The 15,620-nt window shown below is 71.2% G+C and carries 12 protein-coding genes; 4 read left to right on the top strand and 8 right to left on the bottom strand.

Annotation, left to right across the window (positions count from 1 at the left end; all coding sequences use genetic code 11):
- Positions 1-58: 58 nt before the first annotated feature.
- Positions 59-379, top strand: coding sequence for a MarR family transcriptional regulator (locus C1J01_RS15440; protein ID WP_220039924.1), 321 nt, complete (start codon positions 59-61; stop codon positions 377-379).
- A 10-nt stretch (positions 380-389) separates the two neighbouring features.
- On the opposite strand, the gene C1J01_RS15435 is transcribed toward C1J01_RS15440, so the two are convergent.
- Together C1J01_RS15435 and C1J01_RS15430 are read right to left on the bottom strand one after the other, a co-directional pair.
- The gene (locus C1J01_RS15435) at positions 390-2,435 is read right to left on the bottom strand and encodes a SpoIIE family protein phosphatase (RefSeq protein ID WP_111179657.1); all 2,046 of its coding nucleotides are present in this window, start codon (positions 2,433-2,435) and stop codon (positions 390-392) included.
- Positions 2,436-2,563: 128 nt separating this feature from the next.
- Positions 2,564-3,418, bottom strand: coding sequence for a haloalkane dehalogenase (locus tag C1J01_RS15430; protein ID WP_111179656.1), 855 nt, complete (start codon positions 3,416-3,418; stop codon positions 2,564-2,566).
- A 77-nt stretch (positions 3,419-3,495) separates the two neighbouring features.
- Between C1J01_RS15430 and C1J01_RS15425 the strand changes: the two genes are divergently transcribed.
- Positions 3,496-4,062 (top strand): TetR/AcrR family transcriptional regulator, encoded by a 567-nt coding sequence (locus tag C1J01_RS15425; RefSeq protein WP_111179655.1) that lies wholly within the window; start codon positions 3,496-3,498, stop codon positions 4,060-4,062.
- Positions 4,063-4,437: 375 nt separating this feature from the next.
- On the opposite strand, the gene C1J01_RS15420 is transcribed toward C1J01_RS15425, so the two are convergent.
- Genes C1J01_RS15420 through C1J01_RS15405 form a run of 4 tightly spaced genes read right to left on the bottom strand, consistent with a single transcriptional unit; the run spans position 4,438 to position 8,447 of the window.
- Entirely contained in the window at positions 4,438-5,643 is a 1,206-nt protein-coding gene (locus C1J01_RS15420) for an SLC5/6 family protein (protein WP_111179654.1), read from the bottom strand.
- 23 nt (positions 5,644-5,666) lie between these two features.
- Positions 5,667-6,488: an ABC transporter ATP-binding protein gene (locus C1J01_RS15415; RefSeq protein WP_111179653.1), complete on the bottom strand. Its 822-nt coding sequence runs from the start codon at positions 6,486-6,488 to the stop codon at positions 5,667-5,669.
- Positions 6,489-6,490: 2 nt separating this feature from the next.
- Positions 6,491-7,510, bottom strand: coding sequence for an ABC transporter substrate-binding protein (locus C1J01_RS15410; protein WP_111179652.1), 1,020 nt, complete (start codon positions 7,508-7,510; stop codon positions 6,491-6,493).
- Between the two features lie 49 nt (positions 7,511-7,559).
- On the bottom strand, positions 7,560-8,447 hold the full coding sequence (locus C1J01_RS15405) for an ABC transporter permease (protein ID WP_235854456.1): 888 nt from the start codon (positions 8,445-8,447) through the stop codon (positions 7,560-7,562).
- A gap of 187 nt (positions 8,448-8,634) precedes the next feature.
- Here C1J01_RS15405 and C1J01_RS15400 point away from each other — a divergent pair, with 187 nt between their 5' ends.
- Both C1J01_RS15400 and C1J01_RS15395 read left to right on the top strand, forming a co-directional pair.
- On the top strand, positions 8,635-9,645 hold the full coding sequence (locus C1J01_RS15400) for a LacI family DNA-binding transcriptional regulator (RefSeq protein WP_111179650.1): 1,011 nt from the start codon (positions 8,635-8,637) through the stop codon (positions 9,643-9,645).
- 23 nt (positions 9,646-9,668) lie between these two features.
- Complete coding sequence (locus C1J01_RS15395) at positions 9,669-10,829, top strand: mandelate racemase/muconate lactonizing enzyme family protein (protein ID WP_111179649.1); 1,161 nt, start codon at positions 9,669-9,671, stop codon at positions 10,827-10,829.
- 67 nt (positions 10,830-10,896) lie between these two features.
- On the opposite strand, the gene C1J01_RS15390 is transcribed toward C1J01_RS15395, so the two are convergent.
- Positions 10,897-11,805, bottom strand: a complete 909-nt coding sequence (locus C1J01_RS15390; RefSeq protein WP_111179648.1) for a sugar phosphate isomerase/epimerase family protein — start codon at positions 11,803-11,805, stop codon at positions 10,897-10,899.
- A gap of 98 nt (positions 11,806-11,903) precedes the next feature.
- Positions 11,904-15,362, bottom strand: a complete 3,459-nt coding sequence (locus C1J01_RS15385) for a ThuA domain-containing protein (protein ID WP_111179647.1) — start codon at positions 15,360-15,362, stop codon at positions 11,904-11,906.
- Positions 15,363-15,620 lie beyond the last annotated feature (258 nt).

Here is a 15,620-nt window from a genome sequence, read left to right as displayed (position 1 = left end):
GCAGGCTCCCCGGCGCCCCGAACGACGGGCCGCGCGACCGGGGATGGAGGCGAAGGCCGTGAGTGTGACCGATGACCGTCCGTCCCGGTGGACTTTCCTGACCCACCATGCCCGCGTGCTGGTGGAGATCGCCCGAGATCCGGAGATCCGCCTGCGCGACATCGCCGCCACCATCGGGATCACCGAGCGCGCGGTGCAGGGCATCGTCCGTGACCTGTACGAGGCCGGCTACCTGCACCGCGACAAGGTCGGCCGGCGCAACCGCTACAGCCTCAACCTCGACCGCACGTTCCGCTACCCGACCGAGGCCGGGCTGCCGGTCCGGGTGCTGATCGAGATCTTCGCCCAGCACGACATGCGCCGCCGCCAGAGCGAGTGACCGCGCCGCCTCAGCCGGTCGGCAGGCGCAGGGCGATCATGGCCACGTCGTCGTCGGCCTTGCGCGGCAGGAAGCTCAGCAGGTCGTCGCAGAACCTGTCCAGCGACGCCCGGCACAGCCCCGCGGCCCGCTCGCGCAGCCGGTCGAAGCCCTGGTCGAGGTGCTCGCCCGGGCGTTCGACGAGGCCGTCGGTGTAGAGCAGCAGCGTGCTGTCGGCGGGCAGCGGCTCCCGCGCCGACCTGCACGGCCTGTCGTACGGGATGCCGAGCAGCGGGTTGGCCGCGCCCTCCAGGAAACGCGTCTCGCCGCCGGCGGTGACCAGCAGCGGCGGCGGATGCCCGCTGACGGCGTAGTTCAGCCGGTGCCCGCCGTCGCAGCGCTCGACGCGGGCCAGCACGCACGTGGCCGTCTCCTCCGGGTAGAGCGTCTTCATCGCGGCGTTCAGCCGGGCCAGGATGTGGCCGGGCGGCTCCTGCCGGTCCACGACCAGGGCCCTGAGCATGTTGCGCAGCTGGCCCATCGCGACGGCGGCCCGCAGGTCGTGGCCCGCCACGTCGCCGATCGCCAGCACGGTGGCGCCGTCGGGCAGCACGAACGAGTCGTACCAGTCGCCGCCCACCTCGGCGGCCGTCGGGCTGGCCCGGTAGCGGGCGGTGATCTGCAGGCCCGGCACGCGCGGCGGCTGGGCCAGCAGGCTGTGCTGCAGCGCCAGCGCGATGCGGTGGGTGCGCTGGAAGCGCATCGCGCTGTTCAGCCGGTCGTGCATCTGGTCGATCATCTCGCGCAGCAGGGCCAGGTCGCCCTGGCTGATCGGCGGCCGGTCGCCGCATATGGAGGCGGTCACCACGGCGGCGACCGCCCCGTCGACCACGACCGGGACGACCGCGACGCAGTGGCCCCGGGTGGTCTCCAGCCACACCCGCGTCCCCTTGGGCACGAGGTCCGCCGGCGGCTCTCCCGGAGGGAACGTCTTACGGAACGGCCGCCGGCGGCGGATCGCGCGGGCCAGCCTGCCGTCCGGCGCGTGGCGCTCCTCGCTGAACGGCGGCAGCCGCGGCAGGCCGTCGCCCACGGCGGTGGCCACGCGCTCCAGCAGGAAGTCGCCGCCGCGCGAGAGGTCCTCGGACAGGTCGATCACCCAGTGGAAGCCGCAGCCGTCGGCGAGCTCGGGCACGATGACGTTCGCGAGCGCGTTCAGCATCTCCTCCACGCTCGTCAGGTCGGACGTCGCCGCGGCGGCGGCGTCGAGCAGCCGCCTGCGGCGCTGCCCCTGCCACTGGTCCTCGATGTCGCTGATCGTGCCGACCCACTCCACCAGCCGGCCGTCCTCCCGCACGGGGACGCCGTGCGCCAGGAAGTGGCGGTAGCCGCCGTCCTCCGTGCGCAGGCGGTAGACGCGTTCCCACGGCGAGCCGGGGTCGTGGACCGCGCGTGCCCAGGACTTGATGGTCAGCGGGCGGTCGTCGGGGTGGAGGGCGTCCAGCCAGCCCTTGCCGCGGTACTCCTCCCATGTCTGGCCGGTCACCCGTTCCCAGCCGGGGCTCGGCATGATCACCTTGCCGTCGGGGTCGGTCACCCAGATCACGTCCGCGCTGACGCGCATCAGGCTGTGGTAGCGGCGCAGGATGCGGCGCCGCTCGTCGGCGACCTCCTGCAGCCGGCGCGCCACCTCGACCTGCTCGGTCACCTCCATGAACACGGCCAGCACGCCCTGCGCGCCGCCGCCGAAGGTGATCCGCGACAGGCTGAAGGTGAAGTACCGCTCGCCGCCGGCGGGGCCGGTCAGCGTGTCGGGGGCGGGCGCGCCCGTGCGGACCACCGGCGAGCCCGTGCTGTACACGGCGTCGAACAGGAGGTGGTGCTCGTGCTCGGCGAGCCCCGGGAAGGCCTGCTTGAGCGGCGATCCGATGACGCAGTGGCCGAACAACGTCCGGTACGCCATGTTCGTGTACACCAGCCGGTGGTCGGGGCCCTTGGTCACCGCGATGGCCACCGGCGCCGGGTCGAGCACCTCGAACGCCAGCCCGCTGATGCCCTCGTCGTGCACGTCGCGCATGGCGGCTTCCCCCGAATTGCACCCTTTCGCCGGGACGAGAAATCCCTGTGCAACGAGTCTCGCACGCAGAGTCGCCGCAGGTCACAGCGGGGTTGTCAGCGTGGTCATCCGAGTGGTCATCCGGGTGGTCATCCGGCGTGCTTCGCGATCCAGTCCGAGACGGCGGCGGCGATGGCGAGGGGCTGATCCTCGGGGGTGTGGTGGCCGGCGACGGCGTCGTGCTCCGCGATCTCCAGGGACGCCATGGTCCGCGCGCACCAGGCGATCGTCTCCTGCGTCCACATCGCCCCCGGCCCGGGACGGAAGCCGATCAGCAGCTTGGGCACCTCCGGGCCGGCCGCCCACCGGCCGAACGCCTCCATCCTGGCCACGACGTCGGCGGGCTCCCCGCCCAGCGGCAGCGACCGGGCCCAGCGCAGCAGCGGCGCCCGGCTCTCCCGCGTCGGGTACGGCCGCAGGTAGGCCGCGACGTCCTCCTCGGCGAGCGGCGTCGCCATGGTGGCGGGCAGCCCCCGCCGGAAGTAGTCCTCGCCGTCGAGGATCATCGCCTCGCCCACCCCCTCCGTCTTGATCGCCCGGAACGTCTCCCGGCCGCCCTCGGGGAGCTCCGCCCAGCTCATCGGCTTGACGACGGCCTCGGTGAAGGCGATCCCGCGCACCCGGCCCGGGTGGCGGGCGGCCCAGTCGAAGGCCAGGGCGCCGCCCCAGTCGTGCCCGACGAGCACCACGTCCTCCAGGCCGAGGGCGTCGAACCACGCGTCCAGGTAGCGCGCGTGGTCGGCGAACGTGTACTCGATCGCCGGTTTGCCGGACGCGCCCATGCCGATCAGGTCGGGGGCCAGACGGCGGCCGTATGCGACGGCGGGCATGACCTTCCGCCACAGGTGGGAGGAGGTGGGGTTGCCGTGCAGGAAGACGACGGGGGCGCCGGAGCCGAGCTCCCGGTGGGCCATGGTGGAGCCGAGCACGTGCTGGATGTGCATGAACGTCCTTAGTTAGTCGGCTGACTCAGTACGGTGACCATAGCGGGCGGGCGAAGGGCGTGTCTATAGTTAGTCAGGTGACTGACTCAAAGCGGGCGGGGAAGCGGGAACGGCTGGCCGGCGCCGCCGTACGGGTGCTCCACGAGCAGGGGGTCGAGAAGACGACGCTCGCCGACATCGCGCGCGCGGCCGACGTCCCCGTGGGCAACGTCTACTACTACTTCAAGACCAAGGACCAGCTCGTCGAGGCCGCCATCGACGCCCACGCCCGTGAGCTGGAGTCGCTCGTCGCCACCCTGGAACGCCTCCCGGCCCCGCAGGAGCGGCTCAAGGCGCTGCTGCGCGGCTGGGTGGAGCAGCGCGATCTCACCGCCCGGCACGGCTGCCCCACCGGCAGCCTCGCCTCCGAGCTCGACAAACGCGGCGACGGCCTCGACCGGGCCGTCGCCGGGGTCATGGCGCGGCTGCTCGACTGGGTGGCGGGCCAGTTCGCGGCCATGGGGCGCGACGACGCCCGCGAGCTCGCGGTCGCGCTGCTGGCCGCGTACCAGGGCGCGGCACTGCTGACCAACACCTTCCGCGACCCCGCCCTCATGGAGACGGAAGGACGCCGCCTCGAACGCTGGATCGACACCCTGGCCTGAGCCCCGGGAAACCGGTGGAGCCGGGACACGGCGCGGGGCTGACGCGAGATCACGAAGGCCCAGGACAACGGCGCACCGGCATCGCCGGGTCCCCGGGGGCCGTCTTCCATCGTGCACTCCCTGCTGTGGTCAGCGGTCGTAAATGAGCTGCCGGCCGGCCGATCCTTGTGACACCACACCGACGTGACCTGCGCCACAGCAAGTATGGCTGCACCTACCGGCTCCGGATCCCCAGCCAAGAGCAGAATCGGCGACCACGGCTCGCCCAGCCGAAGGGCAACAGCAGCAGAACGGCTGTCGCGAGTCCGGAGGCGATATGGAGAGCCCAGAAGATGGCATGGAAGAGCATGTTCGCGCAGGTCTCCCCGGAACTGATCAAGATCCGAGGTCGGTATCCCGCCTCCTCCCGGGCGGGCCCGCCCGCCACACCGAGAACATGTGGGCGGCGGTCGCCGCGGCCGCCGCGCCCACGCCGGCGACCGCCGCCACCGGGCTCGCGGCGACGGTCAGGCCGAGCGCGAGCGCCGAGGCGGGCGCCCAGGTCCACGTGGGCACCTGGCGCGGCGCGCGGCCACGACGCCGCCGGGCGGCCTCGGCCGCGAACGGCACGATGAGGGCGGGCAGCACCGCGGCCAGCAGCGAGAGCCAGGCGACCATCAGCCGGTCCACACGCAGCAACGCCAGCGCCAGGCCGGGCAGCGCGATCGCGAGGATCGCGCACCGGTGCGACACCCGGCCGAACCGGCGCACGGCGAGCGCACCTGAGTGCAGCGTCGTCAGCGTGGGCGCCACCACGGAGGCCGCCACGAACAGGTTGGCGGCGGGCAGCCCGCCCGGGCCGGCGAGCACGGCGACGACGTCGGTGGAACCGCTGGCCGCCGCGAGCCCGGCGCCCACCGCACTCGCGGCGAGCGCCGCACCGACCAGCAGGACCACGCACCATGCGAGGTCGCGCCGCCGGCCGAGGCCGACGGTGAAGTCCGGCGCCCGTACGGCGAACACCGCCACGTACCCGAGGTAGACGGCCACGTCCGCCGCGAACCGGCCGCCACCCTGGTAAGCGGTCGTGAGCACGGGCTCCGGCGGCGGCAGCCGGACGGCCACGATGGCGATCAGCGCGATCGCGCTGATCGTGGCCGCCACCGCCACCGGGTTCCACCGGCCGGCGCCGGCAAGCAGGATGCTCGCGACCGGTACGCCCAGCAGCAGGACACCCAGCGGGTCGGGCAGCCCGAGCAAGGCGGCCACCGCTCCGCCGCCGAGCCCGACGTTGAAGCCGAACCAGCCGATCATCGCCATCGCGAGCAGCGCGGTGACGCCGTGGTCGGCCGTGCGCGGCAGGTAGCGCGGGGTGAGCTCCGACAGCGTCGCGTTCTCGCCGAGCGGCGCGCGCAGCCCCAGCCGTCCCTGCACGGCGAGCAGCAGGGCCATCACCATCCCGCCGGCCGCGAGCACCTGCACCGGCAGGTGCCCGTCGTGCCGTCCACCGATCTGCGCCCCGAGCACGAGCGCGCCGGGGGCAGCGCCGAGGCCGAGCCAGGCGCCGGCCCAGTCGCGCCATGTCCGCGGTGGTGTGCCCATGGCCGGGGTCGTCCCGGGTCTGGTCACTCGGCGCCTGACGCGGCGCCGAGCAGGCGGCGGATCCGCGTCGTGGCGCTGGAGAACTCCTCCAGTCCCATGGTCTCGGCGTAGTCCCGTTCGGCCGGCAGCGCGACGTCGATGATCTCGGTGACGGTGCCGGGCCGGGCGCTCATCACGACCACCCGGTTCGCCAGGTAGACGGCCTCGGCGATCGAGTGGGTGACCAGCAGCACGGTCGTGCCGGTCTCGCGCCAGATCCGGTTCAGCTCGATGTTCATCTGCTCGCGGGTCAGCGCGTCGAGCGCTCCGAAGGGCTCGTCCATGAGCAGGACGGGAGGCCGGTGCAGCAGCGCGCGGCACAGCGCCACGCGCTGCTGCATGCCACCCGACAGCTCGTGGGGGTAGGCGTCCTCGAAGCCGCGCAGGCCGGTCATGTCGATGAGCTCGTCCGCGCGCTTGCGCGCCGCCGCGCTCGGCATATGCCGCATCTCCGCCTGGAGCAGGATATTGCGCCGGGCGCTGCGCCATTCCAGCAGCGCGGCGCGCTGGAAGACATAGCCGATGTCGCGGCGCGGGCCGGTGACCGCGTCGCCGTGCAGCCGTACGGCGCCGGACGAGGGCTTGAGCAGCCCGGCCACGAGCTTGAGCAGGGTCGACTTTCCACAGCCGGAGGGCCCGACGATCGCCACGAACTCGCCCGTCGCGACGCTCAGCGAGACCTGCCGCAGCGCCAGGACGTCCTTCTTCCTGGTACGGAAGCGGACGGCCACGTCGTCGACGTCCACGGCGGCCGCGTCCCCGCCGCCTTCGGCAAGGGCGACGGTCTGCTCGACCTCCTCGTTCATCGTCAGCCCTTCATCGCCGCGCCGGCGTCCCAGTAGTCCGCGGGCGGCTTGGGGTCGGGGATCACGCCTGCCTGGGCGAAGACGTCGATGGTCTCCTTCCAGTCGGCCTCGGTGTTGACGCCGGGCGCCTTGCCCTGGGTGGCATCGGTGCGCAGGAGCGTCAGCGTGGTGCTGAACTGGTCGGTGAGCACCTTCGCCGGCGGCAACTGCTCCGAGGCGCCCTGCATGCTGTCGACCGCCTGCTGTGGGCTCCGCTCCGCCGCCGCCCATGCCTCACTGGTCGCCGTCACCATCCGCTTGGCCAGGTCGGGGTCGCTCTGCAACATGCGCTCGCCGGCGATGAGACCGTTGGAGTAGAAGTTCAGGCCGAGCTCGGAGAAGCGCAGGTACGACACCGGCTTGCCGGATTTGTCCTGCATGGTCGGACCCTGGTCGCTGGCGTACCCGAGCAGCGCGTCGGCCTGGCCGGACATCACCGCGGCGATCTTGCCGGCGGGGTCGGTGTTCTGGATCCGGACGTCGCTCTCCTTCATCCCGTTCTTCTGCAGGAAGGCCGGGAAGGTCTTCGAGAGCGCGTCGCCCGCGGTGCCGGCGATCAGCTTGCCCTTGAGGTCCGCCGGGGTCTTGATGTTCTTCTCCGTGAAGAACTGCAAGGACGCCGGTGTGATCTGCAGGAAGACCCCGAGGCTCTTGACGGGGATGCCCTGGCCCACGCCGGCGAGCAGGGCCGGGGTGTCGGCCCAGCCGAAGTCGGTCTGGCCCGCACCGGTGGCCTGCACGGTCTTCTGCGAGCCCTGACCCGCCTGGATCTGCAGGTCGATGCCGTGCTTTTCGTAGATGCCCTGTTTCTTCCCGTAGTAGAAGGGCGCGTGTTCTCCGTACGGGTACCAGTTGAGCGTCAGCGTGACGCGGTCGAGCTCCTTGCCCGACGCGCTCGTGGTCTTCTCGGAGCCTCCTCCGCCGCATGCCGCGGTGAGCACGAGCAGGGGAACGAGGCCGGCGGCGAGGGTGCGGAGTTTCATGGTGGGGCGCTCCTCGGTCGGGGTAGGAGGCGATGATCAGTAGGTGGGGTCAGTAGGTGGTGGTGACGGCGTCTCCCCGGCGGCTGGCGTGCCACGGGAGCAGGAGCTTTTCGGCGATCTCCACGAGCAGGAAGAGGACCACGCCGATGAGCGACATGACGATCAGCCCGGCGAACAGCATCGGGGTGTCGAGGTTCCCGTTCGCTTGCAGGATCACGAATCCGAGACCCTCGTTCGCGCCGACGAACTCGCCGACGACGGCTCCGGTGACGGCCAGCGTGACCGCCACCTTCAGGCCGGAGAACAGGTGCGGCAGAGACGCCGGGAAGCGGATCTTCACGAAGGTCTGCAGCGGCCCGGCGCCCATGGTCGCCGAGAGTTGCACCATTTCGGGGTCGACCGACTTCAGGCCGGTGACCATCGAGATGACCACGGGGAAGAAGGCGATCAGCACGGCCACCACGATCTTCGGCGCGATGCCGAAGCCCAGCCAGACGATGAACAGCGGAGCGATCGCGATCTTGGGGATCACCTGAGCGAACAGCAGCACCGGGTAGAGGGTCTTCTCGACGGTGGACGAGTACACCATGATCACCGCGGCGAGGACGCCGACGGCGACGGCGATCGCGAATCCCAGGAGCGTCTCGTAGGTGGTCACCCAGCCGTGGTGCCAGATGTAACCGGCCTTGTCCCGCATCACCTGCAAGGTCGAGCCCGGTGACGGCACGAGATACGGCTCCACCAGGCGAGCCGCCGAGACCGCCCACCAGACGGCGAAACAGGCCACGAGCAGCGCGAGCGGCCGCCACGACCGCGCGAGCGTCTCGAGGGCGCGGTCGGCGATGCCCGGCCGGGCTCGTTCGGCCACGCCGGCGACCCCGTTGCCGGCGCCCGCCGCGGAGGCCGCCGGCACCGTAGGTGTCCTGCCGTGCTCCACGATGACCTCCTCTGCCGTCGGAAAACCGTCCCTTCGCCACCGGGGCGGCTGGAAAGCGTTTTCTGAAAGCGCTTTCTGATAACGTAAAGATCACATCGAATGAGGTCAATAGCCGCACCGTTGTCTCGAAGCGTGCCACTGCCTTGATCGGGGGTACATCGTGAGCGAGCGCGCAGCACCGGCCCACGTGACTCTCGAGGTCGTCGCCCGCCACGCCGGCGTCTCTCCCGCGACGGCCTCGCGCGTGCTCAATCGGACCACCAGGGTCCGCGACGAGCTGAGGGAGCGGGTACTGGCCGCCGCGGACCTGCTGGGCTATATCCCGAACGCCCACGCGCAGGCGCTCGCCAGCGCCTCGAGCCGGGTCGTCGGGGTCATCTGCCACGACGTCAGCGACCCCTACTTCGCGGCGATCGCCAGCGGCGTCATGCGGGCCGCCTCCGAGCGGGGACTGCTGATGATGCTGGCCAGCACCTTCCGTGACCCCGCCCGCGAGATCGCCTACGTCTCCACGCTCCGGGCCCAGCGGGCCCGCGCCATCCTGCTGATCAGCTCCGGTTTCCAGGACCGGGCGTGGGAGCGCGCGATGAGCGCCGAACTGGACCCGTACCTGCGCGGCGGCGGGCGGGTGGCGGTCGTGAGCCGGCATCGCACCCTGCGGGTCGACACGGTGCTGCCGGAGAACCGCGCGGGCGGGGCGGCGCTCGCCCGCGCCCTGCTCGACCTCGGGCACCGCGACTTCGCCGTGCTGACCGGGCCGCGGGCGCTCACCACCGTGTCCGACCGGCTCCGCGGCTTCCGCGACGCCCTGGCGCGGGCGGGCGTCGACCTCGCCCCCGACCAGATCGTCGAGGGGGCCTTCACCCGGGACGGCGGGTATGACGCGTGCTCCGGCCTGCTCCAGCGCGGGCTCCGGGCGACCTGTGTCTTCGCCATCACCGACGTGATGGCGATCGGCGCCCTCGCGGCCCTGCGCGACCACGGGCTGCGCGTCCCCGAGGACGTGTCGCTCGCCGGCTTCGACGACATCCCTGTCGTGCGCGACCTCAGCCCCCCGCTCACGACCGTGGCGCTGCCCCTCGCCGAGATGGGGGAGGCGGTCATGGCCCTCGCGCTGCGGGAACCGCCGCGCCGGCGCTCGCGCGTCGCGCGTTTCGACGGCGCGGTGGTGCTGCGCGCCAGCACCGCCCCACTCTGATTCCCGAGAGTTTGGAGCACCGTATGTTCCGGCTGACCGAGCTGACCATCGACCGGGTCGAGACCTTCGCCGTCGCGCTGCCCACCCGCCGTTCGTTCGGCGTCTCGGGCGGCGCGGTCACGGTGGCGGGCCGGCCCAGCGTCCGCGTGCTGGTGAAGGTCAGCGCAGACGGCGTGCACGGTTGGGGCGAGGCGACGCCGATCCCCGCGTGGACGTACGAGACGGCCGAGTCGATCGTCACCACCATCGACCGTTATCTCGCCCCCGCGGTGCTGGGCATGCCCGTGTGGGATCTCGACGGCGTCGACGCCGCCTTCGACCGTGCGATCAACCGGGGCTTCACGATCGGCGCGCCCCTGGCGAAGAGCGCGGTCGACACGGCGCTGCACGACCTGCTGGGCCGGGCCGCGGGCGTGCCGCTCGGCGCGCTGTGGGGCGGGCGCCGCACCGAGACGGTCGAACTGGGCTGGATCGTCTCCGGCCAGTCGCCGGCCGAGGTGGGCGACTGCGTCGCCGAGGGCCGCGAGCACGGCTACCGTGCGTTCAAGGTGAAGATCGGGCTGCACGACGAGGACACCGACGTCGCCGTCGCCGCCGCGGTACGCGAGCACGCGCCCGGCGCGCCGCTCTGGGTCGACGCCAACCAGGGCTATACGGCGCCGGCCGCGCTGCGGGTGGCCCGCCGGCTGGAGCCGCTCGGCGTCACCGCGCTGGAGCAACCGCTGCCCGCCAACGACGTGGCCGGGTTGCGCCGGCTGCGCGACTCATCCCCCGTTCCCGTGGCGCTCGACGAGAGCCTGCGTCACCCGAGTGACCTGGCCACGTTCGTCCGCCTCGAGGCCGTGGACATCGCGATCGCCAAGGTGCAGCGGAGCGGCGGTCTGACCCTGTCGCGGCGACTGTGCGCGCTCGCCGAGGACACCGGGGTGCAGCTCATGGGCTCCGGCCTCACCGACTCGGACCTGGGGCTGGCCGCGTCGCTCCACCTGTTCGCCGCCTTCGGGATCGACACGCCGGTCGACCTCAACGGCCGGCAGTTCATCGAGTCCCCGTACGCCGGCCCTACCGTCCGGATCGAGGACGGCATCGCCCACGTGCCCGACGGCCCGGGGCTCGGCGTCGAGGTCGACGAGACGGTCGTGCGCGAACTCGCCGTCGACGTCCTGGAGGCCCGCCCCCAATGATCGGCTCGTGATCGGCTCGTGACCGGTTCGTGGCGTGCCAGGCTTCCGGCACGCCACGACCTGGGCGTCAGTACCGCAGGGCGGCCAGATGGGCGTAGCTGTTGCGGGCGGTCAGGAACGGGTCGGCCGGTGCGTCGTGCTCGACCAGCCACTGCTTGACGCCGCCCCTGCGCGCGTATCGGAACATCCCCGCGAAGTCGAGGACGCCGGAGCCCACGTCGGCGAAGTCGCCGTTGGGCGCCATGTCTTTGACATGCAGAGCGGGGAAGCGGCGCGGGTGCTCCCGGAAGTAGCTCGCCGGGTCACCGCCGCCCTTGGCCGCCCAGTAGAGGTCGAACTCGAAGCCGACGAGCGCCGGATCGGTCTCGTCCACCAGGATGTCGTAGAGCAACTCTCCCTCCACGACCCTGTGGTCGGGTTCGTGGTTGTGGAAGAGCAGCTTGAGCCCGGCGCTGCGGGCGGTCAGCCCTGCCTCGTTGAACCGCCGTGCGGCCTCCCGGTATCCGGCCGGGTTGTGCATCGATGACGGCAGGCTCGGGATGACGATCCACTTGCCCCCGAGCGTGCGTACGTCGTCGATGGCCTGCTCCCAGCGCCCGCTCGTGATGGCGTCGTAGCCGACGTGCTCGAGCACCGCCTTGAGGCCGGTCCTGTCGAGCATGCCGCGGATCTGGGTGGCGTCGTATCCGTGGCGTCCGCTGACCCCGACGGTGGCGTAACCGATGGCGGCCAGTTGCTCGAGCGTGCCCTCGAAATCCTGCGCGAGCGGTCCTCGCATGGTGTACAGGTGCATGCCGATACCGCTCGGCGGGATACGCCGCTTGGCGTGTTCCCCACCGGCGAGGTCGTCAGCACGAGCCGGCGCCGCCGCGCCGCCGACCACGGCGACCGCCGCTGTGGTGCCCAGCGCGCCGCCGAGAAACGAACGCCGGCTGATGCCGCTCCCGGGCCGGCCGGTTCGAGTCGGGTCGTTCATGGCTTCAACTCCTGTGTGAGCGTGTGAGAAGTCGTGAGCGGGTGAGGGCGGGGTGGCCGGGTCGTCGTCGCTCCCGGCCACCGTCCTCGCCGGGCGTTTCAGCCGACCGTGATCTCGACCGAGCCGGTCGTCGTGTCACCCTTGTCGTCGGTGACGGTCAGATGCGCGGTGTAGGTCCCCTTCCTGGCATAGGTGTGGGAGGCGGTGGCGGCCCCGTCCGCCGCGGTGTTGTCGCCGAAGTTCCAGTGCCAGCTCATGGCGGTCCTTCCGCTCGGCAACTTCGCCTGACCCTGGAGGGACACGGCCAGCGGAGCCGGGCCGTCGTCCGGAGCGGCCGTCACGGCCACCTCCCCGCCAGGGCGCTTCTCGACGCCCTTGCCGTTGAAGTGCAGCCAGTCGAGGGCGAGCAGGTCGGGCTGGTCCGCCGACCAGCCGGGGTTGGTGAACACCGCGTAGAGCCGTACGGTCCCCCCTGCGGCAAGATCCGTGTCGGCGAGGTCGATCGTCGGCGAGATCACGTTGCCCCAGCCGCCGGTGTTCGGCACCGTCGCCTTGCCGAGCAGCGGCCCGTCGGGGGCGTCGGCCCGGAGTTCGACGTCTCCGCCGATCCCGCCCGACGCCACGCCGAGGGTCACCGAGTCGATCCCTTTGAGGTGGACGGGGTCGAAGGTGATCCAGTCGCCGTGCTCGATCTCAGTGAGCCGCTTACCCGCCGAGGCGTCCGCACGGTCCGCGACCTGGACGCCGTCGCTCGCGCCGCCAGTCGTGGTGAAGTGCTCGGCCTCCCGGAACTTCGGCCGCAGCGTCAGCGACGCCGACCCGATGAGGCTCGGCGCCTCCGCGGCGCCCTCGTCCTCATACTGCGCGCTTATCGCGTAATAGAGGTTCTGTCCCGGGCCGTGGCTCTCGCCCGGGTCGGTCACGATCTCGCCCTCGCAGCCGGTGTAGTTGTCCAGCGGATGCAGGTGGCTGTCGTGGCCGAGCTGCGACTGCACGACCACCCGGCCGCAGTCGATGCGCCCGTCCTCGGCGTCCTTGACCTTGACGGTGAACGTGATGGTGTCGCCGAAGTCGAACATGCCGCCGTCCGGCGGCGCCTGGATCCGCACCTCTGGCCGGCTGTTGCCGACCGTGATGTCGTGCACGGCGACGCCGGTGAGGCCCTCCGGCCCTTCGACGGTCAGCCGGGCGGTGAAGCGGCCCTTCGCGGTGTAGGTGTGAGTCGGTTCGGCCTCCGTGGAGTCGGTGGTGCCGTCGCCGTCGAAGTCCCACGCGTACGTGAGGGGCACGCCCTCGGGAGACTCCGAGCCTTCGCTGGAGAACGTCACCGTCAGCGGGGCGGGACCCGAGTCCGGGGTGGCGGAGAGCTTCGCGACCGGCGGACGGCCGCCCGCCACGTAGTCGATCCGATAGATGCCCGCGCCTTCGTTGCTGCCGCCGCGCCCGGTGCCGCTGCCCTCGCCGAAGTCGATGACGTAGAGCGAGCCGTCCGGCCCGAAATCGGCTTCGAACGGCTGGATCCACGACATGTCGGGGAAGACCGTGTTGATCGACTGCAGATCGCCCGCGCGCGCCGGAGCGAAGCGCGGGTCGGTGAAGGTCTGGTCCTCGCGCTGGATGGAGAGGGTCTTGAACCACCCGCGGGTGAGTTCGTAGGTGAACCACTTGCCCTCGAAGTACTCGGGGAACTTGGTCTTGCTCGGGTTGGCCTCGTCGTAGTCGTACACCGGCCCGCTCATCGGGCCGCCGCCCCCGGTGCCGACCTCGGGGAACTCCGCCGAGGCGGAGTAGGCGTACCACACGAGCGCGGGCTGTACGGGCGGCAGCTCACGTAGGCCCGTGTTGTTGGGCGAGTCGTTGACCGGGGCCGCGCAGTCGAACGTCGCGCCGGAGGTCCCCGTTGCGAAGTCGTAGTCGTTGAACGGCGTGTTGTTCCCGATGCAGTAGGGCCAGCCGAAGTTGCCGGCCTTGGTGATGCGGTTGAACTCGACCGTGCCCTCGGGGCCTCGGTTCGGATCGGCCTGGCGGGCGTCCGGGCCGTAGTCGGCGACGAGCAGCGCGCCGCTGAGCGGATCGGTGGTGATTCGGAACGGATTGCGCATGCCCATCGCGTAGATCTCGGGCCGGGTCCTGTCGGTGCCGGGCGCGAAGAGGTTGCCTTCGGGGATGCCGTAGGTGCCGTCGTCCTGCGGGGTGATGCGGAGGATCTTGCCGCGCAGGTCGTTGGTGTTGCCGGCGGTGCCCTGGGCGTCCCAGGCGCGGCGTCCTTCGCGTTCGTCGATCGGGGCGAAGCCGTCGGAGGCGAAGGGGTCGGTGTTGTCACCGGTCGCCACGTAGAGGTTCCCCTTGGTGTCGAAGGCGAGCGAACCGGCCATGTGGACGTTGGCCCGTCCTTCGCCACGCCACGTCGGAATGGTCAGCAGCACCTTCTGCGTCGCGGGGTCGACCGTGTTCCCGGACACGGTGAACCGGGAAAGGTTGAGCCGGTTCGCCGCCTTGTCGGAATGCAGGACGTACAGCCGGTTGTTCTCCGCGAACTTCGGGTCCAGGGCCAGCCCGAGCAGGCCGTCCGACTGACTGGTCATCTCCGGGGAGTAGTCGAAGTTCAGCGCGGTGGTGACCCGCAGGGAATCCTGGTCGATCACCTTCAGCTCGCCGGTGCGCTGGGCGTAGAAGACGCGCCGGTCCGGCGCGACCGCGAGCTCGAACGGGTCGGCGAGGTCCTCGGTCACGAGCGGCACCCGCTGGAAGTTGCCCGTCTCGGTCGCCGAGCAGTCGCCGGGGGCCGCCCCCGCGGCCCACTCGATGCCGCCGAGCAGGTGCTTCAGGAACGCCGGCTCGGAGTACGCGTCGGATGCGTGGCCCAGGGCGGTGTACCACGAACGGCCGCCTTCGTAGTTCTGGCACCACGAACTCGGGTGGTCGACGCCCTCGTCCAGGCCGTTGATCCCGTCACGGACCTTGATCTGAGTGAGCGTGTGGACCTTTCCTGTGGGGTTGGCCCGCCAGTTGTACCACTCCTCGGTGCGTTCCCAGAGGTCCGGCAGGTCCTTGGTCGAAGGGTGGGCATGGTCGAGCACCTTGACCCGGCCGACCTGGATCGCCGGGTGCTGGTCGAAGATCGCGCCGACCAGACCCTCGTACCATGGCCAGTCGCGTTCACTGGCCGACGCGGCGTGCAGCCCGACCCAGCCGCCGCCATCGCGCACGAACTTCTGCAGCGCGGCGCGCTGGTCGGCGTTCAGCAGGTCGCCCGACTCCGGGGTGGAGTTGGTGTTGTTGAACACGATGGCCTGGAAGCGAGCGAGGTTGTCACCGGTGAAGGCGCCCGCGTCGTCGGTGGCTTCGACCTCGAAGTCGTGCTCGGCCCCGAGCTTCTCGATCGCGGCGATGCCGGCGGGGATCGAGTCGTGGTGGAAGTTCGTGACCTTGGAGAAGACCAGCACGCGGAACCGCGCGGCCGCGGCCTGGGCGGGCGTCACCTGCCCCAGCACGAGAGCGAGGACGAGCAGGACGGCGGTGAACACGGAGGGGGATTTCCGGACAGGGCGTCTCATGGCGCTCCCGATGGATGGGGGGCTCTCGGAGGAGAATCTGATCAGAAAGCGCTTTCCAGGCCATCAAAGTAAACTTTTCCGGCAAACCGGTCAATGGCGCCTTACCGTCCGGATGTGCGGGACCGGCCGCTCTAGGAGTGTCCTGAAGATCTTGCTGGGTGAGTCGGCATGAGTCGGCTCACCCTTTTGCTATGCAGTGATCGGGATGACAGTCCAGATGCCGTTGGTGTGGGCGAGTCCGAGGTTGATCAGACGGCG

Origin of the sequence: Nonomuraea aridisoli (assembly GCF_003236395.1) — a bacterium.
In the GTDB taxonomy this organism is placed as follows: domain Bacteria; phylum Actinomycetota; class Actinomycetes; order Streptosporangiales; family Streptosporangiaceae; genus Nonomuraea; species Nonomuraea aridisoli.
This window is presented reverse-complemented; position numbering and strand designations above follow the sequence as displayed.

Coding starts and splice junctions, on each gene's coding strand:
- C1J01_RS15435 (WP_111179657.1), bottom strand. CDS start 2,435: ATGCGCGACGTGCACGACGAGGGCATCAGCGGGCTGGCGTTCGAGGTG.
- C1J01_RS15430 (WP_111179656.1), bottom strand. CDS start 3,418: ATGCACATCCAGCACGTGCTCGGCTCCACCATGGCCCACCGGGAGCTC.
- C1J01_RS15420 (WP_111179654.1), bottom strand. CDS start 5,643: ATGGGCACACCACCGCGGACATGGCGCGACTGGGCCGGCGCCTGGCTC.
- C1J01_RS15415 (WP_111179653.1), bottom strand. CDS start 6,488: ATGAACGAGGAGGTCGAGCAGACCGTCGCCCTTGCCGAAGGCGGCGGG.
- C1J01_RS15410 (WP_111179652.1), bottom strand. CDS start 7,510: ATGAAACTCCGCACCCTCGCCGCCGGCCTCGTTCCCCTGCTCGTGCTC.
- C1J01_RS15395 (WP_111179649.1), top strand. CDS start 9,669: ATGTTCCGGCTGACCGAGCTGACCATCGACCGGGTCGAGACCTTCGCC.
- C1J01_RS15390 (WP_111179648.1), bottom strand. CDS start 11,805: ATGAACGACCCGACTCGAACCGGCCGGCCCGGGAGCGGCATCAGCCGG.
- C1J01_RS15385 (WP_111179647.1), bottom strand. CDS start 15,362: ATGAGACGCCCTGTCCGGAAATCCCCCTCCGTGTTCACCGCCGTCCTG.